Raw genomic sequence first — 18,602 nt, 5'->3', positions numbered from 1 at the left:
TCACCTTCAGCATCGATGTCAGACCGCTGTCCGCCCGCTCCACCCTGGTTCCCGTCCACTCGGCTCCGTCTCCCAGGACGAGTCGCCGGGCGAATCGGTTTCCGCGTCATCTCGGCGCGTCGGCGCTGTATGCGACGCCGACGCGCCGAGATGACGCTGGCGCACCGACGCGCCGAGGTGACGTCAGGTCACGACGGGGAGGACATCTCCCGGACCTCGTCGGCTATGCCGTCCAGGACGGCTTTCGGATCGGCCGACGGCTCGACGGCCCGGCCGATGTTCCGCTTGATGGTGTTGCTCACCTGCAGCCACGACGGTTCGTTGACCGGGTAGAGCTCGGCGACACTCAGGGCGTCCAGGAACTGCTCGTTGCTGGGGTCCGCCGCGTCCTTCGATGCCAGGCTCGCGGTCACCGTCGAGGGCAGCAGGTGGTAGCGGCTGGCGAACGCGCTGAGGTTCTTGTCCTCGTAGACGAACTCCAGGAAGTCCCCCACCAGTTCGCGATTGCCGTCGCGCTTGAAGGCCATCATCCAGTCGGCGACACCGGCCGACGCCGTGGGCTGACCGTCCTTCAGCGTGTCCGACACCGGCATGCTCAGTGTGCCGACCTTGATGCCCTTCGCCCTTGCCTCATGGAGAAGCGAGGGGTAGCCGTTGAGCATGCCGACCTCACCTCGCAGGAAGGCGGCGAAGGCATCCTTCCGGTTGAGTTTGGCCGGCGGGACCGGGCCGGTCAGGCCGGGCTCGACGAGGTTCTTCTTGATCCACCGGAACGTCTGGGTGTTCCGGTCGGAGGCGATGTCGTATCCGCCGGTCTCGCCGGCGTAGCCTCCACCGTTGCTCAGCTCCCAGATCAGGGCTTCGGCATGGGCCTCCTCGGGGCCGAGCGGGAGAGCGTACGGGTAGGGCACGCTCTCCTTCTTCAGCGCCTCGGCCGCCTCTTCGAGATCGGACCAGGTCTTCGGCGGCTCCGCCCCCGCCTTTTCGAACAGCTCCTTGTTGTAGAAAAGCAGCCGGCTGCTCGCCACGAAGGGGAATCCGTAGAGCGTGTTGTCGACCGAACCCGCCTCCACGAGCGGCGGCAGGAAGTTCGATTCCACCCGCACCGGCAGCAATTCGTCCGCGCCGTAAAGCCGGCCTTGCGCCGCGAAGTCGGAGTACGCGCCCATCAGCGCCACGTCCGGGGCATTTCCTTCCTCGACGAGGCGGGTGACCTCCCGGTCGACGTCGGCCCACGGGTAGAGCGTGACCTCGACCTTCTTCCCGGGGTGGGCGGCGACGAAATCCGCGGTCAGTCTGTCCCAGTACACTTTGGAGCTGGTCTCCGGGCTGTTTCCGTACTCGGCCGCCACCAGGCGCAGTACCGTCCCGTCGCTGCTCCCGGACGAGCCGCAGGCGGTGACGAGGGAGCCGAGTAGTCCGAGTGCGGCCGCGGAGGCGGTTGCGCCGGAGAGTCTTGGTCGCACGGATCGTTCCTCTAATTCATTTGGACAGTGCGTCCGGATTCTCTCCCGGGTCGGGACCCATGGCGCCCCCTGAGGGAAGATTGTGGAAACTTCTCCAACTACGCCGATGAGGCGTGGTGCTTTCTCATAGTCCGAAAAAGAATGACGACGCGCGTAGACCGCTCCGCCGCGCGTCGAGGGCCGGGCACGAGGCCCGGCCCTCGACGGCAGGAGTTCGGGATCAGCCGTTCACCGGTGGTCACCGGTGGTGGCAGTCCCAGTGACCCTTCACCCAGTGGTGGTCCCAGTGGGCGGGGACGTAGACCCACTTGTACTGGCGGTCGTGGCTCCACGAGCCCTTGTGCCAGTCACCGTGCTTGTCGTGATGGCCGGGGTGCCACGTCTTGTGGTAGGTCCACTTCTTCTCCCAGTGGCCCTTCACCCACTTCTTCTCCCAGTGCCCCTTCTTCCACTCGCACCGGTCATGACGGTCGTGGTGGCCTTGACCGTCACCGGCCACGACGGTCGCGACGGATGTGGGCGCGGGTGCTGCGGTCGCCGTGCCGGACATGCCGAGCGCGGCGCCGCCCGCCAGCAGTCCCGCCGCTGCGGCGCTTGCCACCAGACGACGGGCGCGCATGGACGCGGTCATCAGACACACCTCCCTCGATTGGTCGACTTCCTTGAGCACGTCGAACGGCGCCGTGGAGTTCGGACGGCCCTCTCGCCGTGCGGGGTCATCAGTGATTCGGAGCCGGGCCACCGGCAGATGACGGAGCGCCGGAAAACATGCCCCGTGTCCGCGCGAGCACGGGCCTGATGCGGTCCGGGACGCCCGCTCCGCCGGGAGACGCCCGCCCCGCCGATCGGTCATCCGTGCCGGGGACGGCTACGAATCCCTCACACAGGACGTACCCGTCTCCAGGGAGCGGTCATGACTCTCACCGCATCACCCACAGCGTCCAGCACGACGCGCCTTGTCGTGGCCCTTCCCTGGGGCCTGCGGAGTCCGGCCGTGGCCCGTGGCCTCGCGGTCCGCTGGCTGGAGGCGGCCGAATGCGCCCGGACGGCGGACGCCGTCCTCGTCGTGTCCGAGCTCGTCACCAACGCCGTCCGCCACACCCGCGGCCCGTGCCTCCTGACGCTCGCCGAGGACGGCGGGTCCCTGGACATCGCCGTGAGCGACCACAGCGAGGAGCTGCCCGACGTCCACCGGCCCTTCGACGGCGACCAGCGAGGCGGTTTCGGCCTGGAGATCATGCGCCGGCTCGGCGACTCCGTCAGGGTGGTCCCCCGTATCGGCGGAAAGACGATCCATGTCGCACTGCGGGTCGACACCCCGGCGCACGACCGCGGCAGGCCGCCGTGAGGGGCCCCCGGGCCCGGGCCGGACTCACCCGGCTGGCGCGGCCACGCGGCACGACCTCGCCTCAGGCGGCAGAGTCGGACAGGTCGGGCCGCTCCGAGCAGGGCGACCCGGCGCCACACGCCCGGGCGACCGACCACCAGAGGCACGATGGGGGAAGACCATTGCCTCACGCACGTGAACCGAACGCCGATCTCGACACGCTCCTGCTCCGGGCGGCGAACGGTGACCGGGACGCGTTCGCCGGCGTCTACGACGCACTGGCCCAGTCGGTGATGGGGCTGGCCTGCCGGATCCTGCGCGACGCCGGCCAGGCCGAGGAGGTGACGCAGGACGTCATGATCGAGGTGTGGCGGACGGCGGACCGGTTCCGGCCCGACCTCGGCACGGCCAAGGCCTGGGTGCTCACCCTCGCGCACCGGCGTGCCGTGGACCGGGTGCGTTCCGTCCAGGCGAGCAAGGACCGCGAGGTGCGGGCCGGGATGCTCTCGCCGGACCGGGACATCGACCAGGTCGCCGAGACCGTCGAGAGCCTCGACGAGCGACGCCGGGTGCACCGCTGCCTTGCGGCCCTCGCCCGCCTCCAGCGGGTACCGCTGGTGCTCGCCTACTACCAGGGGATGACCTGCCTCGAGGTGGCGCGCTCGCTGTCCACTCCCGAGGGAACGGTGAAGTCCCGCATGCGGAAGGGCCTCGATCAGCTGCGCGCCTGTCTGGAGGCCGGATCATGACCACGTCGGAGGATCCGCACCTCGGTGCCGGAGCGTACGTGCTGCACGCCCTCACCCCGACGGAGGAGGCCGCCTTCGAGAACCATCTCGCCGGCTGTGAGGTCTGCCGCCGGGACGTCGCCGTGTTCGAGGCGACCGCGGCCCGGCTCGCCGCCGCCGAGACGGCTCCGGTGCCCGAGGACCTGCGGGTCCGTGTCATGGATCAGGTGTCCCGTATCCCGCAGGACCGGCGGCCGCGCACGGCCCCTTCCCGCGGCGGGTCCCTCCGCCGGAACGGGCTGCGTCTCGCGCTCGCCGCAAGCGTGGTGGCGGCGGCCGCGCTCGGCGCCCTCGCCGTCCGGGAGCACGAGGAGGCCGACGAGGCGCGGGCCCAGACGGCCCGGGCCCTGGAGCAGGCCCGCACCGCGGGCGGAGCCTTCGCTGACATCCTCACCGCCCCCGACGCCACCGTGCACACCGGTGAGCTCTCCGACGGGGCGGAGGCGGCGGTCGTCGTCTCGCGCACGGAGGCCAAGGCCGCCTTCACCGCCCGCGGCCTCCCGGCGCTGCCGAGCGACAGGGTGTACGAGCTCTGGTACGCCGGTGAGGCCGGCGACCTGCGCCCGGCGGGTCTGCTGGACGACACCGGTGACCGGGCCACGCACGTCCTCGACGGTCCCCTGGGCAAAGCGGTCGCCGTCGGCATCACGGTCGAGCCCGCGGGCGGCTCCGAGCAGCCGACCACGGAGCCCCTCGGCATCATCCCCATCAGCGCCAAGGCCTAGGGGTACGGCCCGGTACGGCGCTGTTCGGCGTGAGCGGTGGCAAGGGTCAGCCGGGGCCGCGGTGTGCCCGTGGGCGGGGAGCCCGCATCTGCTGTCGTCGCGTCCTCCCATCCATGGGTGCCGCGGCAACGAATCAAGAGTGGGCACAGCGTCGAGCGGAGGGGCCGGGAGGTGAAGGAGATGACCGAGGAGGAGTTCCGCCGGCTGATGGAACAGGCACGGCGGGAGGCTGCCAGGGGCGTCTTTCCCGCCTCCGGTTCCGAGGAGGAGTCGCCGTACGAGACCGCCGCCCGTCACGCCGAGAGCGGCGCCGCCGCGCATTGACGCCCGGGGCGCTCCGCGGCCTGCCGCACGCATCGGACGCTCCGTCGCGGTCCGTCGCCGCTCAGGTGGGCCGCACCTCCGAGTTCGCCTTCGCCAACGCGTTCACACGCACCCATGACATGGCACCCGGCACGTACCGGCGGACCAGCTGGACGCGCACGACGGGACGGCTGTCCGGTCTCGTACACGTGGGGCGCGAACGGAGGGTGGGCCTCCTCTCCTACGCCGCCAGCCCGCCGCCTTCCCTCTCCCCGCGCACGCGGCTGAGCCCTGAGGGCGGCACCCTGTCTGCGCGTTCGCAAAGGTCACTCATGGTGACCGCCACCGAGCGGGCAGCCGTGCGCTCCGCCCGCTCAGGGGCCAACCTCCGCTCCAGCGCGCCCCGTACGGCGGAGGAGCGGACCGAGGGAAGGTCAGGAAGCGCTTACCCCGCGGGAGTTCCTGGAGGACCAGCAAGTTCGGACCTTCCTCGATCCAGTACCGGAAAAATATGCCCAGTGTTGGATGCCGATCCGATCACGCGAGTTCCGAACTGATCAACAACAGCTCTATAGTGCCGTCGTTGCGACTCCCTATCCCCGCGTGCCCGCTCCCGAGAGTCTGGTTGATGTCGGCGTCACCCTCCCCCTTCCGTCCTGCCCTGACCGCCTCGCTGCTGACCGCCGCCGCAGGTGGTGCGCTCGCGGTGGCATCCGTCGCCGCGGCGCCGGGCGGAGTCCGCGCCCCGCTCGGCTGGTTCGCCGTCTGCGGCGTCCTGCTGCTCTCGGCCTCCGCCTTCGCCGTGACCTGGTACGGGCGAACCTCACGCCTCCTGGCCCGGCGGGCCGAGGCCCTCGCCGCCGAAGTCGCCTCCAAGGATGCGTACGCCGCCCGGTTCGCGGCCGCCGCCGAGCGCGAGACGAGCACCGTCGCGGACCGCCACGAGGCGGAGACCGCCGCCGTCCGAGCGGCCCACGCGGCCCGGACCGAGGAGATCGAGCGGTCCCACGCGGCCGAGATCGCCGTACTGGTCAGGGAACACGCCGCCGAGACCGCGCGGCTCGAAACCCGGCTGCGCGGCGCCGAGTCCGGCCGGTCCGCCGCCATGGCGGCCGCGGCCAACGCCGCCGGCCGTATGCAGGCCCTCGCCACGAGCATGCTCGCCGACCTCCGGGAGATGGAGCACCGGCACGCCGACGAGGACGTCCTGACCGACCTGCTCCACCTCGACCACCGCACCGCGCAGGCCGGCCGCCTCGCCGACTCCGTCGCCGTACTCAGCGGGGCCAGGTCCGGACGGCGCTGGGCCCGCCCCATCGTCATGGAGTCGATCCTCCGCGGCGCCATGGGCCGGATCAGCGGCTACCAGCGGGTGCGGCTGCACTCCAGCAGCGACGCGGCCGTCGCCGGACACGCGGCCGAGGGCGTCATGCACGCCCTGGCCGAACTCATGGACAACGCGGCGAACTTCTCGCCGCCCACCGCCGAGGTGCACGTCTACGTCGAGGAGGTCCCGGCCGGCGTCATCATCGCCATCGAGGACAGCGGCCTCGTGATGAGCGACGTGCAGCAGCGCCGCGCGGAGGCCGCCGTCGGCTCCGCGCCGCAGGACCTGGCCGGCCTCTCCGGCACCCGCCTCGGCCTCGCGGTCGTCGGCCGGCTGGCACGCAAGCACGGGCTCACCGTGTCGTTCCGGCCCTCCGCCCGCGGTGGCACCGGGGCCCTGCTGATGCTGCCGCAGGAGCTGATCAGCCACGCACCCGCGGAGCCGGCGGCCGCACCCGCCGCCACGCTGCCGCCGGTCGCCGGCCGCGGCCTGTCCACACCCGCCGCACCCGCCGCACCCGCCGCGACCGGCACCCCGGCCGCGGCCCGCGAGCCCGAGACCGTCCACGACAGCCCGGCGGAGAGCACCGGCGAGCACCCGCGGTTCGGCGAGAGCGGCCTGCCCCAGCGCCGCCGCGGCCGGGCCATGGCCGCCGCCCACCCGGAGGGGCCGCAGGCCGCCGAGAAGGCGCGCGCCGAAGGACCGCGCACCGGCGCGGCCGCCGGCGCGGCGAACCGGTTCGGCACGTTCCGGCGCGCGGTCCGCGGCAGCACCGCGCGACCGGACGGCGAGCCCGAGAACGGGCCCGTGCCGGAGACCGCGCCCACCCCGGCGGTCCCCCACGCGACGGCCGGCGACGACCGCCCCGGCTCCCCCGCCGGCTCGGCCGCCGACGACCGCCCCACCTCTCCCTCCGTACCCACCGACCCGGCCGGCCCGGCGTCCGCCCCGCGGACGCCGTCGCCGACCTCGAACCCCCCGTACTCGGAAGGCACCTCGTAATGACCGGCTCCACCACCGACGAGAAGCTCAGCTGGCTCCTCGAGGGCCTGCTGGAACGCACCCCGGGCACCCGGCACGCCCTGGTGCTCTCCCGTGACGGCCTCAAGCTCTGCCGCACCCCCGAGCTCTCCGTCGACCAGGCCGACCAGCTCGCCGCGATCGCCGCCGGCATCCAGAGCCTGTCGCACGGTGCCTCCGTGGAGTTCGGCGACGGCACCGGCGGGGTCCGCTCCGCGATCGCCGAGTTCTACGGCGGCATCCTCTTCATCGTGGAGGCCGGCGAGGGCGCCCACCTGGCGGTCGTCGCCGACGAGGACGCCGACGCCGGCCTCGTGGGCCACAACATGTCCGAGCTGGTGGAGCAGTTGAGCGAGCACCTGGTCGCGAGGCCCCGGGGATGAGCCGCGGCAGGCCGGGCCGGGACGACTCCCCCGACCGGCTCTACACCCTGACCGGCGGCCGCAGCCGCGCCGGATCGGACTCGTTCGACCTGGTGACCCTGGTGGTCTCCGAGAGCGACCCGGTCCCCGGCATGCAGTCGGAGCACGCCGCGATCCTGCGCATGTGCCGCTTCCCCACCGCTGTGGTGGAGGTCGCGGCCGGGCTCGGACTGCCGGTGTCGATCACCCGGATCCTCCTGGCCGATCTGCACGACACCGGCCGGATCAGCGCCCGGCATCCCCGTGCGTCGTACCGCCTTCCCGATCACGACATCCTGGAGCAGGTGCTCGTTGGACTCCGTAACCTCTGAACAGCGCCAGACCCTGCACAGCTCGGCCGACAACGGACTGAAGATCGTCGTCGTCGGCGGATTCGGAGTCGGCAAGACCACCCTCGTCCGCTCGGTCAGCGAGATCCGTCCGCTGAACACCGAGGAGACGATGACCCAGGCGGGCGAGGGCGTCGACGACACCGCCGGGGTCGCCGCCAAGTCCGCCACCACGGTGGCCTTCGACTTCGGCCGGATCTCGCTCGACACCCACAACGTCCTGTACCTGTTCGGGGCGCCCGGGCAGGAGCGGTTCTGGTTCCTGTGGGACCGGCTGTTCTCCGGGACGCTCGGCGCGGTGGTGCTCGTCGACACCCGCCGGCTCGCCGACTCCTGGTACGCCATCGACCGCCTGGAGCACCACGGGACACCGTTCGTCGTCGCCTGCAACGACTTCGGCGGTCCCGCCCACACCCCCGCCCAGATCCGCGGGGCCCTCGACCTCGCCGACGAGGTTCCGCTGGTCTTCTGCGACGCCCGGTCGCGCGAGTCCAGCAAGCAGGTCCTCATCTCGCTCGTCGAGCACCTGCGGACCGTCGTCGCCCCGGCCACGCCGCCGGTCCCGCAGCCGATCCCGGAGCCCACCCCGTGACCCTCCCCGAGCACCCGCCCGTCCCCCTGAGCGGGCCGCGCTTCCAGACCGACCCGACCGAGCTGTACCGGCAGATCCGGCGCGAGCACGGGGCCGTCGCCCCGGTCGTGCTGGACGGCGGCATACCGGCCTGGCTGGTCCTCGGCTACCGCGAGCTCCACCAGGTCACCAGCGACCCGGCCCTCTTCTCCCGCGATTCCGACCTGTGGAACCAGTGGGACAACATTCCGGCGGACTGGCCGCTGCTGCCGATGATCGGCCGCAAGCAGCCGTCGATCCTCTACACCGTCGGCGAGCGGCACCGCGAGCGCGCGAACGTCATCTCCTCCGCCCTGGAGGGGATCGACCCGTTCGTGCTGAAGGAGCGGGCCGAGCGCTTCGCCGACGAGCTGATCGACGCGCTGTGCGGCAAGGGGTCCTGCGACATCATCGCCGAGTACGCGATGCTGCTGCCGGTCCGCGTCCTCGCCAGCGTCTACGGCTTCTCCGAAGAGCAGGGGCCGGGGCTCGTCACCGCCCTCAACGACATGATCAACGGCCAGGAGGGCGCGCTGGAGGGCCAGCGCCACCTGGCGGAGTCCATGTTCGCCCTGCTCGCCGCGAAGGCGGAGGCACCGGGCGACGACGTGGCCTCCCGGATGGTGGGCAACACCGCCGGTTTCACGGTCGAGGAGATCGCCCAGGACCTCATGGTGATGATGGCCGCCGGCCACCAGCCCACCGCCGACTGGATCGGCAACTCGCTGCGGCTGATGCTCACCGACGACCGGTTCGCCGCCTCGCTGTCCGGCGGCCGGCACAGCGTCGGCGAGGCCATGAACGAGGTCCTGTGGGAGGACACCCCCACCCAGAACGTCGCCGGCCGCTGGGCCTCGCGCGACACCCACCTCGGCGGGCGCCGGATCGGCAGCGGCGACCTGCTGCTCCTCGGCCTGGCCGCCGCCAACTCCGACCCGCACGTGCGCGCCGACGCGGGCCGGCTCACCGGCGGCAACAACGCCTACCTCTCCTTCGGCCACGGCGAGCACCGCTGCCCCTTCCCCGCGCAGGAGGTCGCCGAGACCATCGCGCGCACGGGGATCGAGGTGCTCCTCGACCGGCTGCCGGACGTCGATCTCGCGGTGCCCGCGGCCGACCTCGCCCGCCGGCCCTCGCCCTGGCTGCGCGGCCTCTCCGCGCTCCCCGTGACCTACACCCCGACCCCCGCCCTTGGAGCCCTCGGATGACCTGCCCGCACGCCCACGCCGCGTCCGCCTCCGACGCCATCGCCCTGGACCCGTTCGTCGCCGACCTCGACGGCGAGAGCGCCCGGCTGCGGGCCGCCGGCCCGCTGGCCCGTGTCGTCCTGCCCGGTGGGGTGGCCTGCTGGGCCGTCACCCACCACGCGGAGGCGCGGCGGCTGCTCACCGACGCCCGTCTGGTCAAGGACATCGACGTCTGGGGTGCCTGGCAGCGCGGCGAGATACCCATGGACTGGCCGCTGATCGGCCTCGCGAACCCCGGCAAGTCGATGCTGACGGTCGACGGCAACGAGCACCGGCGGCTGCGCACGCTGGTCGCGCAGGCGCTGACGGCGCGCCGGGTGGAGCGCCTGCGGGAGGGCATCGAGGCCCTGACGACGGGCATGCTGGACCGGCTGGCGGAGCGGCCCGCGGGTGAGACCGTCGATCTGAAGGCCGAGTTCGCGTACCCGCTGCCGATGAACGTGGTCAGCGACCTCATGGGCGTCGACCCGGTCGACCACCCGCGGATGAAGGCCCTGTTCGAGAAGTTCTTCTCGACGCAGACGCCGCCCGAGGAGGTGCCGCAGATGATGGCGGACCTGGGCACGCTGTTCGCGGGGATCGTGGCGTCCAAGGTCGAGAAGCCCGGTGACGACCTGACGAGCGCGCTGATCGAGGCGTCCGAGGGCGGTGACCGGCTGACCACGGAGGAGATCACCAACACCCTCCAGCTGATGGTGGCGGCCGGGCACGAGACGACGATCAGCCTCATCGTGAACGCCGTCGTGGCCCTGGAGACCCACCCCGAGCAGCGTGCCCTGGTCCTCTCCGGGGAGGTGCCGTGGGCGAACGTGATCGAGGAGACGCTGCGCTGGTCGACGCCGACCTCGCACGTCCTGATCCGCTTCGCCACCGAGGACATCGAGGTGGGCGACCGTGTCCTGCCCCAGGGCGAGGCACTGATCGTGTCGTTCGGCGCGATCGGCCGGGACGAGGAGCAGCACGGCCCGACGGCGGGCTCGTTCGACGTGACCCGTACGCCGAACCGTCACATCTCCTTCGGTCACGGCCCTCACGTCTGCCCGGGTGCGGCGCTCTCCCGCCTGGAGGCGTCGGTCGCCCTGCCCGCCCTGTACGCGCGCTTCCCGGGGCTGCGTCTCGCCGTCGCGCCCGAGGAGCTCCGCAACAAGCCGGTCGTCACGCAGAACGACCTGTTCGACCTCCCTGTCGTGCTGGCCTGACGGCCGTACGGAGGAGAGGGAGCCCGGCGACCCAGCGGCCGGGCTCCCTCCCCGGCGCGGAGAACGCAGCGTTCTCCGCGCCGGGGCTTGCTCGTAGGGCAGTCCTCGGGGTACGCAGAGGACTCACGCCCGCACGAAGGCAGCCACCCACGGACCGGCCGTTCGTGAGGTGTGCCGTCAGCCCAGTTCCCCGGGCCCGTAGAGCGCGGCCGCCGCTCCTGTCCGCAGAGCCCGGTAGCGGTCTCCACGACCAGTGCCGCCACTCCGTGGGGTACTTGACCAGGCCCGCCGCGGACAGCGCGGTGCTCAGCATGTCCCGGTGGCGGCGAGCATCGACGCCGATGGTGTCCGCCTGTGTGGAGCAGGCGCCCGCGCTCTCCTCCGGAGAGGCGTTCATCCGGGTACCCATGCACTCATGAAGTGATCTTCCCCTGCCGCGAATCCCCAGCGGTAACGACGCATAAACGTTGCGTCTTGAGGTGCCACCTCCCTTCGCCGGAGCCTTAACGGGCAATCGGAATTCCGTATCCGCACCCATCCGAACGCACCACGGCACCGAACCACCCATGGGGACGCTCCGCACAGCCCGTGCGCCGACGCCCCGTGACACGAGGGGGAACGAATGAACCGGCGGACCGTCGCGGTCGTCGGGTCCGGCGTCGCCGGCCTGACAGCCGCTCATGTGCTGTCGCGGACCTACGACGTGGTGCTCTACGAGGCGGACGCCCGCCTGGGCGGACACGCGCACACCCACGAGCTGCCGACCCGCGAGGGCGGCATCGTGTGCGTGGACACCGGCTTCATCGTCCACAACGAGCGCACCTACCCGCACCTCCTGCGGCTCTTCCGCGAGCTCGGCGTCGCCACCCAGGACGCCGAGATGAGCATGTCCGTCCGCTGCGACGGCTGCGGCCTCGCCTACGCGGGAGCCCGTGGCGCCCGCGGTCTGCTGGGCGGCGGCAACCTGCGCCGAGGCCGCCACCTGAGGATGCTCGCCGACGTGCCGCGCTTCCACCGGGCGGCCCGCCGCCTGCTCGCCACCGCGGACGACAGCCTGACCTTCGGCGCGTTCCTGGAACGCGGCGGGTTCTCGCCGTACTTCGTCGGCCACTTCGCCATCCCGCTCGTCTCCGCCGTCTGGTCCTGCGCCCCCGACACCGCACTCCTGTACCCGGCGGTCTACCTCTTCCGGTTCCTGGACCACCACGGGCTCCTCTCCACCACCGGATCGCCGCAGTGGCGGACCGTCACGGGCGGCTCCGGCGCGTACGTCGAGAAGGTGGCCAAGCAGCTCGCCGCCGTCCGCACCGCCACCCCGGTCCGCGCGATCGAACGCGGCACGGACCAGGTCCGCATCACCACCGAGGACGGCGAGCGCGAGACTCACGCGGCCGTCGTCGTCGCCGTCCACCCGGACCAGGCGCTGCGGATGCTCGCCGATGCCACGCCCGACGAGCGCCGGGTCCTCGGCGCGTTCACGTACTCCCGCAACCCCACCGTGCTGCACCGCGACACCAGCGTGCTGCCGGCCGGGCCGCACGCCCGGGCCTCGTGGAACTACTGGCTCCCGTCCTGCGACGCGCGCCCGGGGGCGGTCAAGGTCAGCTACGACATGAACCGGCTCCAGCGCCTCCCGGTGGACGAGCCGCACCTCGTGACCCTCAACGCGGACGGCCGCGTCGACGAGAGCGCCGTGCTCGCCCGCATGGTGTACGAGCATCCCGTCTACACGCCCCGCTCGGTCGCCGCACAGCGCGAACTGCCGGGCCTCGCCACCTCCGTGACCGCCTTCGCCGGCGCGTACCACGGCTGGGGGTTCCACGAGGACGGCTGCCGCTCCGGCGTCGAGGCGGCCCGCGCCCTGGGGGTGGCCTGGTGACCACCACCCGGGACATACCCACGGCGGCGGTCACGCCGACCTCGCCGGTCGTGCCGGCGCTCTACCTCTGCGAGGTCGCCCACACGCGTGTCCAGCCCGTGCGCCACAGCCTGCGGCAGCGCACGTACCAGTGGCTGGTCGACCTCGACGCCCTGCCCCGGCTGCCCCTCCCGCTGCGCCCCCTCGCCCGGTTCGACGCCCGTGACCACTTCGGCGGCCGGGCCCCCACCCTGCGCGCGGGCCTCGACGCCTACCTCGCGTCCCAGGGCGTACGGAACGCCGACGGCCGGGTCCTGATGCTCGCCCACGCGCGCGTGCTCGGGCATGTCTTCAACCCGCTCACCCTGTACTGGTGCCACGACCGGGCCGGCAGCCTCGTCTGCGTCGTCGCCGAGGTCCACAACACGTACGGCGGTCGGCACTGCTACCTCCTGCGGCCCGACGCCGCCGGGCGGGCCGACGTCGACAAGGACTTCTACGTCTCCCCGTTCTTCGACGTCGAAGGCTCCTACCGCATGCGGCTGCCGCTGCCCGGCGAACGCCTCGACCTCACCATCCAGCTGCGGCACGGCGACGGGAGCAGACCGCTCACCGCCACCGTCCGCGGCCACCGCCGCCCGGCCGGCACGCGCGGGCTGCTCACCGCGGCGCTGCGCCACCCGTGGTCCACCGCCGCCGTCAGTGCCGGCATCCGGTGGCACGGGATCCGCCTGTACCTCAAGGGACTTCCCGTCCGTCCCCGTCCTGTCCCGTCCACCCGAGAAGGCATGCTGTGACCGTCTCCGTCCCGCCGGCCGCCCCCAGCGTCACGGCCCTCGGCCACCTCCCCGTCGATCCGGAACGCTGGCCCGACGTCGCCCGCCTCCCGCGCGCCTCGACCCTGCGCACGGCCATCGCCAGGCAGATCCTCGCCCGTGCCTTCGCCCGGCTGCCGCTGCGCACGCACCACGGCGGGCCCGGAGCCTCGGTACCCCGACCCGCGAGCGGCGAGGCCGGCACCCCGCAGGTCGGCCCGCCCACCCTCACGCTGCACGACCCGACCGCCTTCCACCGGCGGATCGGCGCCGACGGGCTGATCGGCTTCGGCGAGTCGTACATGGCCGGCGAGTGGGACAGCGACGACCTCGTGGGCCTCCTCACCGTGCTCGCCACCCACGTGGACGACCTCGTACCGGCACCGCTGCGCAGGCTCCGGAGCGCCTGGGTCCGCCGTCGCCCGGCGCACGACCGCAACACACTCGAAGGCGCCCGCGACAACATCCAGCGGCACTACGACCTGTCGAACGACCTGTTCGCCCGCTTCCTCGACCCGAGCATGTCCTACTCGTCGGCCGTCTTCGACACCCTCCCGGCCGCGCCCGGCGCGTTCACCGCGGCGCAGCACCGCAAGATCGACGCCCTGCTCGACCTGGCCGGCGTCCGCGAGGGCACCCGGCTCCTGGAGATCGGCACGGGGTGGGGCGAACTCGCGATACGCGCCGCTTCCCGAGGCGCCGACGTCCTGACCGTCACACTCTCCGAGGAGCAGCGCGCACTCGCCCTGCGCCGGATCGCCGAGGCGGGCCTGTCGCACCGCGTGCGCGTCGAACTGTGCGACTACCGGAAGGTCGAGGGCCAGTACGACGCCGTGGTCAGCGTCGAGATGATCGAGGCCGTCGGCGCCGAGTACTGGCCCACGTACTTCGCCACCCTTCACCGCCTCCTCGCGCCCGGCGGCGCCGTCGCCCTCCAGAGCATCACGATGCCGCACGAGCGGATGCTCCACACCGCCCGTACCCACACCTGGATCAGCAAGTACGTGTTCCCCGGCGGCCTCATCCCGTCGCCCGACGCCCTCGTCCGCGAGAGCTCCACCGCCGGTCTGCGCATCACCCACGACACCGGCTACGGGGAGCACTACGCCGAGACGCTCCGACTCTGGCGGGAGACGTTCGTCCGGGAGTCGGCGGCGGTCGGCGCGCTCGGCTTCGACCGGGTGTTCCAGCGCATGTGGGAGCTGTACCTGGCCTACTCCGAGGCGGGTTTCCGCGCCCGCTACCTGGACGTCCGCCAGCTCCGCCTGGTCGCCGCCGACGCCCCGGGAACGTCCCTGTGAACGCGTCCGCGCTGGCGGTCAACCTGGCCGCGTCGGCCGGGGCGGCCCTCGCCGTCATGCTGGTGACCTTCGCGATCGCCTCGGTGAAGGGCCTCCACCGGATCGTCGACGTCGCCTGGGGGATCGCGTTCGCCGCCGTCGCCGTCGTCACCTGGGCGCTCTCCGCCGGGTACGGGGACGACGGGCGGAGGCTCGCCGTCACCCTCGCGACGTGCGTGTGGGGGTTGCGGCTCGCCTTCCACATCGCCCGCCGGGGCCGTGGCCACGGCGAAGACCCCCGCTACGCGAAGATGCTCGCCCGGGCCCCCGGCCATCCGGCGCTCTACGCGCTGCGCACCGTCTACCTCCTCCAGGGGGGCCTCGTCTGGCTCGTCTCCCTGCCCGTCCAGGTGGCGGCCTACCTGCCCGACGGACCGGACCCGCTGCTCGTGCTCGGCCTCGTCCTGTGGGCCGCGGGCCTCACCTTCGAGGCGGTCGGGGACCACCAGCTCGCCCGCTTCAAGTCCGACCCGGCGAACCGGGGACGGATCATGGACCGGGGACTCTGGAGCTGGACCCGGCACCCCAACTACTTCGGCGACTTCCTGGTCTGGTGGGGCCTCTACCTGACCGCGTGCGCGGACTGGCGGACCGCGCTCCTCGCCCTGGTGTCACCCCTGGTGATGAGCGGGCTGCTGATCTGGGGCAGCGGCAAGCGGCTCCTGGAGGCCCACATGGCGCAGCGTCCCGGATACGCGGACTACGTCGCCCGTACGAGCGGCTTCCTGCCGCGCCCGCCCCGCCGACCCGCACAGCGGACCGAAGCCCGATGACACCCGACGCGGCCCGGAGGGATCGGGTGGCGACCTGGCGCGGCGAAGCAGACAGGCTCATCGTGCGCAGCGCGCCGGCCGTTCCCGCCGCGGCCGTGCTCCTGCTGCACGGGGGCCGCTCCGAGGGCCTCGGGCCGCCGCCGCTCGTCAACCTACCCGCCCTGCGCATGCGCCCGTTCGCGACCGCCGTCGCCCGTGCGCTCGCCGACCGGGACGTACTCGTCGCGGAGGTCCGCTACCGGCACCGGGGCTGGAACGGCTCCCGCCGCGACGCGGCCCTGGACGCGGCGGCGGCTCTCGTGCGGCTGCGGGAGCGGGCCGGGCAGATCCCCGTCGTCCTCGTGGGCCACTCGATGGGCGGCCGCGCCGCGCTCAGCGCCGCCGGCGACCCGATGGTGCGCGGTGTGGTGGCCCTGGCGCCCTGGTGTCCACCGGGCGAACCCGTCGAGCACCTCGCGGGCCGCGCGATCCACGTCCTGCACGACGAGGCCGACCGGATCACCTCGGCCCGGGAGTCCTGGGACTTCGTGCGCAGGGCCCGGGCGGCGGGCGCCGACGCGGTCGGAATCCCGATGCCGACCGGAGGGCACGCGATGCTCCGCGGCGCCGCCGCCTGGCACCGCCGTACCGCCGCACTCACCGCCGCGCTGCTGCCGAGGACTCAGCCAGGGCCTTGAGACCGGCGGGACGGCACGGCCGGGGACGGAACCTGCGGGGGGGGCGCGGGACCGGCAGGAGACGTCGGGGGCGGGGCGCGGGAGTACTCGGGCGGACGCGGGCACCAGGCGCTGCACGAACGATGCGAGCGCAAGGCCCGGTCCGGGGGACCTCCAGAGCACGCGTCCGAGGTGACCGCTCCGCGTGCCTCTCGTTTGCATAGGCATGCAGTCCCACGACACCTTCCCGAGCACCGACATACCGCACGCCCACGCGTCGCAGCGCCCCGGCCGGAACGAAGCCGAGGCGGCGCTCGTCGAGCACTATCCACGGCTCGTCCGGCTCGCCCACCTGATCCTTCCGCCCGCTCTCGGCAGACACCGCCGTGTGCTCGCCGCGCACGCGCTCGTGCAGAAGTCGCTCTCTTCGGCCGCGCCTTCCCGCCCCGCCGACGCGGCGGCCGGGCCGACGGTTCCCGCGCAGCGCGGCGAGCCGGGACCGGTCCTCGCCTGGCTGCGGCAGCACGTCGTGTCCGCCGCGCTGCGGGCGGCCGGCCGGCCCCGGTGGTCCCTCGGGCGGACCCCGTTCCCCACCGTCCTGGGACTGCGGCTCTTCCCCGGGGCCGGCGGCGACGACGAGCTGGTGCTGGAATCCACCTTGGCCACGGTGACCCCGGAGGTACGGGCCGCCTTCGCCCTGCGCGTCCTCGAAGGACTCACCGCGCAGTCCTCCGCCCTCCTCCTCGCAGCGGCGGGCGTGTCCGCGCCGGAAGAGGTGCTCCGCGTTGCCGAACGCATCCGCTCGACGGTCGGCCGCGATGCCGAATCGCTCCTGCACGGAGCGGAGTTCGACCCCTGCACGGTGCAGGCGCGGCCGACGGATCTGCTGCGCCGCCGCCACCGCACGCGGCTCACGGCCCTCGCCGCCGCCGTACTGCTCGCCGCGTCCACGACCGCCGTGCTCGCGCTGCGGCCCGAGGCGCCCGCGCGACCCGCGCCGTCGTCGCCCGCCACGGCCCTCGCCGCCGCGTCCGCCCGTGCGGCCGACCCCGGACTCCTGCTGCGTACCCCCGCCGACCGATGGTCCGACACCGCCCGTGTCGACCTCACCCAGTGGCCCGCCCGGGGGGCCGGGACCGGCGACACGGCCCTGCTGACCCGCGCCCTCACCGCGTGGGCGCAGGTGACCGGTGACCGTTCCGGCGACCGCACCGGCGTCCGGCTGACGGTCACGCCGGACACTCCGGCATCCCCGCCCGCCGCACCGGCCCGACTGCTCTTCGCCGGCCCGGTCGACGGCTCCGCCGTCGTCCTCCTGCACGACGGCGAACGGATCATCCGATACGCCGAGCCGCTCAGCGACCGGGGCGAGGCGGCGGTCGGCGACGCGGCAGTCGGCGATCCGGCGGTCGGCGAGCCGGCGGTCGAACTGGCCCGGGCCGACGACGCGGACGTGACCACCGGCGCCGCTGTGGCGCTGAGCCGTACGCCGCGCGGCGTACGGTTCCTGCTCGCCCCCTGGATCGACGAGAGCGCGGTGCGCGACCTCCGGCGGCCCGACGTGCCCGCCCAGCGGCTGGCCGCGTCCGAGTTCGGCGTCACCGACCCCGTACCGCAGGCGCCGAACGACTGCGGCCGCGTTCCCGCGCTGCAGGTGCGCTCCTCCACCCGGATCGTCGAGGACCATTCGTTCCTCCTCGCGGACCTCGGGGAGCTCAGCCCCACGCACCTGACCTGGACCCCCGCGCCGGGGACCGGCGCCCCGGCGCGCCAGCCGCGCGAGGCGACGTCGGCGGCGGGCCTCGCCGCCTGGGCCCGTTCGGCCTGCGCGCTGCAGGAGCTGCGCGGCACCGGGGTACGCGCCGTGAACCGATGGGAGTTCGCCCAACAGACCCTCCCGGAGCGGGCCGGACGCGCCATCTGGACGTGCACGCGCGCGGAGAGCTGGGACGGCCGCGGTCGCGTGGCGGTGGCGTGGGAGGGGCCGGACGCACGGAGCCGACCGGTAACGGTGCCGGGCCCGGAGCCCGAGGACACGGCGGCGTGCAGCCGCTTCGGCCAGCACCTGTTGGCGGGCACGTACTGGACGGCACCGTCCGGAGCCCGCTACTACCTCGCCGCCGGCAGCCGCGCGGTGACCGCGATCACGGCCCGTGGCCCCGTCTCCGCCACCGTACGGGGACCGGTACTGGCGGTCAGGGCGAACACGACCGGGAGCGTCCGTCTCACCGGCACGGTGCCTGGTTCGGGTTCGGGTGAACTGCGGGGCTGGGGAGAGGAGGAGATGAACCCGGGTGGATCGTGACGCAAGACGAGAACCGGGTGGAGGGGCGACGGATCGCGGCCGAGGCGGACCTCCGGGATCGCGCCGGCCCCGGAAGGATGCGCGTCGTCCCT

General features: G+C 73.2%; 18 protein-coding genes and 2 pseudogenes. 17 read left to right on the top strand and 3 right to left on the bottom strand.

All coding sequences use genetic code 11. From position 1 onward, the window contains the following. Positions 1 to 188 precede the first annotated feature (188 nt). Complete coding sequence (locus AMK27_RS06490; RefSeq protein ID WP_073903370.1) at positions 189 to 1,466, bottom strand: extracellular solute-binding protein; 1,278 nt, start codon at positions 1,464 to 1,466, stop codon at positions 189 to 191. Positions 1,467 to 1,704: 238 nt separating this feature from the next. Further along, positions 1,705 to 2,097, bottom strand: a complete 393-nt coding sequence (locus tag AMK27_RS06485; protein ID WP_073903367.1) for a hypothetical protein — start codon at positions 2,095 to 2,097, stop codon at positions 1,705 to 1,707. Between the two features lie 282 nt (positions 2,098 to 2,379). Here AMK27_RS06485 and AMK27_RS06480 point away from each other — a divergent pair, with 282 nt between their 5' ends. The 11 genes and pseudogenes from AMK27_RS06480 to AMK27_RS06435 all read left to right on the top strand — a co-directional run bounded on the left by AMK27_RS06480 (position 2,380) and on the right by AMK27_RS06435 (position 10,763). After that, complete coding sequence (locus AMK27_RS06480; protein WP_079188229.1) at positions 2,380 to 2,814, top strand: ATP-binding protein; 435 nt, start codon at positions 2,380 to 2,382, stop codon at positions 2,812 to 2,814. Between the two features lie 161 nt (positions 2,815 to 2,975). Further along, positions 2,976 to 3,542, top strand: a complete 567-nt coding sequence (gene sigK / locus AMK27_RS06475) for an ECF RNA polymerase sigma factor SigK (RefSeq protein WP_073903362.1) — start codon at positions 2,976 to 2,978, stop codon at positions 3,540 to 3,542. After that, complete coding sequence (locus AMK27_RS06470; RefSeq protein ID WP_073903359.1) at positions 3,539 to 4,306, top strand: anti-sigma factor; 768 nt, start codon at positions 3,539 to 3,541, stop codon at positions 4,304 to 4,306. Before sigK ends, AMK27_RS06470 begins: the two co-directional genes overlap by 4 nt. Before the next feature lie 180 nt (positions 4,307 to 4,486). Next, on the top strand, positions 4,487 to 4,630 hold the full coding sequence (locus AMK27_RS42655; protein WP_158076904.1) for a hypothetical protein: 144 nt from the start codon (positions 4,487 to 4,489) through the stop codon (positions 4,628 to 4,630). A gap of 38 nt (positions 4,631 to 4,668) precedes the next feature. Continuing rightward, a pseudogene (locus AMK27_RS44475) lies at positions 4,669 to 4,776 on the top strand (AraC family transcriptional regulator); the annotation flags it as partial. Positions 4,777 to 5,237: 461 nt separating this feature from the next. Further along, positions 5,238 to 6,938: a sensor histidine kinase gene (locus AMK27_RS06460; protein WP_073903354.1), complete on the top strand. Its 1,701-nt coding sequence runs from the start codon at positions 5,238 to 5,240 to the stop codon at positions 6,936 to 6,938. Next, positions 6,938 to 7,339: a roadblock/LC7 domain-containing protein gene (locus AMK27_RS06455; RefSeq protein WP_073903351.1), complete on the top strand. Its 402-nt coding sequence runs from the start codon at positions 6,938 to 6,940 to the stop codon at positions 7,337 to 7,339. The genes AMK27_RS06460 and AMK27_RS06455 overlap by 1 nt, the downstream gene beginning before the upstream one ends. After that, positions 7,336 to 7,689 (top strand): DUF742 domain-containing protein, encoded by a 354-nt coding sequence (locus tag AMK27_RS06450; protein ID WP_073903349.1) that lies wholly within the window; start codon positions 7,336 to 7,338, stop codon positions 7,687 to 7,689. Before AMK27_RS06455 ends, AMK27_RS06450 begins: the two co-directional genes overlap by 4 nt. Next, positions 7,670 to 8,299, top strand: a complete 630-nt coding sequence (locus AMK27_RS06445; protein WP_073903346.1) for a GTP-binding protein — start codon at positions 7,670 to 7,672, stop codon at positions 8,297 to 8,299. Before AMK27_RS06450 ends, AMK27_RS06445 begins: the two co-directional genes overlap by 20 nt. Beyond that, the gene (locus tag AMK27_RS06440; protein ID WP_073903343.1) at positions 8,296 to 9,525 is read left to right on the top strand and encodes a cytochrome P450; all 1,230 of its coding nucleotides are present in this window, start codon (positions 8,296 to 8,298) and stop codon (positions 9,523 to 9,525) included. Before AMK27_RS06445 ends, AMK27_RS06440 begins: the two co-directional genes overlap by 4 nt. Then, positions 9,522 to 10,763 (top strand): cytochrome P450 family protein, encoded by a 1,242-nt coding sequence (locus AMK27_RS06435; protein WP_073903341.1) that lies wholly within the window; start codon positions 9,522 to 9,524, stop codon positions 10,761 to 10,763. Before AMK27_RS06440 ends, AMK27_RS06435 begins: the two co-directional genes overlap by 4 nt. Before the next feature lie 177 nt (positions 10,764 to 10,940). Here the strand turns inward: AMK27_RS06435 and AMK27_RS06430 are convergent. After that, positions 10,941 to 11,172, bottom strand: a pseudogene (locus AMK27_RS06430) (M15 family metallopeptidase); the annotation flags it as partial. A gap of 213 nt (positions 11,173 to 11,385) precedes the next feature. Between AMK27_RS06430 and AMK27_RS06425 the strand changes: the two are divergent. The 6 genes from AMK27_RS06425 (at position 11,386) to AMK27_RS06400 (ending at position 18,510) form a co-directional block, all read left to right on the top strand. Then, positions 11,386 to 12,642: an NAD(P)/FAD-dependent oxidoreductase gene (locus AMK27_RS06425; RefSeq protein ID WP_073903338.1), complete on the top strand. Its 1,257-nt coding sequence runs from the start codon at positions 11,386 to 11,388 to the stop codon at positions 12,640 to 12,642. Beyond that, positions 12,639 to 13,418 (top strand): DUF1365 domain-containing protein, encoded by a 780-nt coding sequence (locus AMK27_RS06420; protein WP_241847328.1) that lies wholly within the window; start codon positions 12,639 to 12,641, stop codon positions 13,416 to 13,418. The genes AMK27_RS06425 and AMK27_RS06420 overlap by 4 nt, the downstream gene beginning before the upstream one ends. After that, positions 13,415 to 14,737, top strand: coding sequence for an SAM-dependent methyltransferase (locus AMK27_RS06415; RefSeq protein ID WP_073903336.1), 1,323 nt, complete (start codon positions 13,415 to 13,417; stop codon positions 14,735 to 14,737). Before AMK27_RS06420 ends, AMK27_RS06415 begins: the two co-directional genes overlap by 4 nt. Positions 14,738 to 14,793: 56 nt before the next feature. Continuing rightward, positions 14,794 to 15,549 carry a DUF1295 domain-containing protein gene (locus AMK27_RS06410; protein WP_079188273.1) on the top strand — a complete coding sequence of 252 codons (756 nt, stop codon included), beginning with the start codon at positions 14,794 to 14,796 and terminating at the stop codon, positions 15,547 to 15,549. Continuing rightward, entirely contained in the window at positions 15,546 to 16,226 is a 681-nt protein-coding gene (locus AMK27_RS06405) for an alpha/beta fold hydrolase (RefSeq protein WP_073903331.1), read from the top strand. Before AMK27_RS06410 ends, AMK27_RS06405 begins: the two co-directional genes overlap by 4 nt. A gap of 205 nt (positions 16,227 to 16,431) precedes the next feature. After that, positions 16,432 to 18,510 (top strand): hypothetical protein, encoded by a 2,079-nt coding sequence (locus AMK27_RS06400; protein WP_079188227.1) that lies wholly within the window; start codon positions 16,432 to 16,434, stop codon positions 18,508 to 18,510. Positions 18,511 to 18,602 lie beyond the last annotated feature (92 nt).

The sequence above is a fragment of the Streptomyces sp. CB02009 genome, assembly GCF_001905825.1.
In the GTDB taxonomy this organism is placed as follows: Bacteria; Actinomycetota; Actinomycetes; order Streptomycetales; family Streptomycetaceae; genus Streptomyces.
Note: the sequence above shows the minus strand (reverse complement) of the source record. Positions and strands in the feature narration are given on the sequence as shown.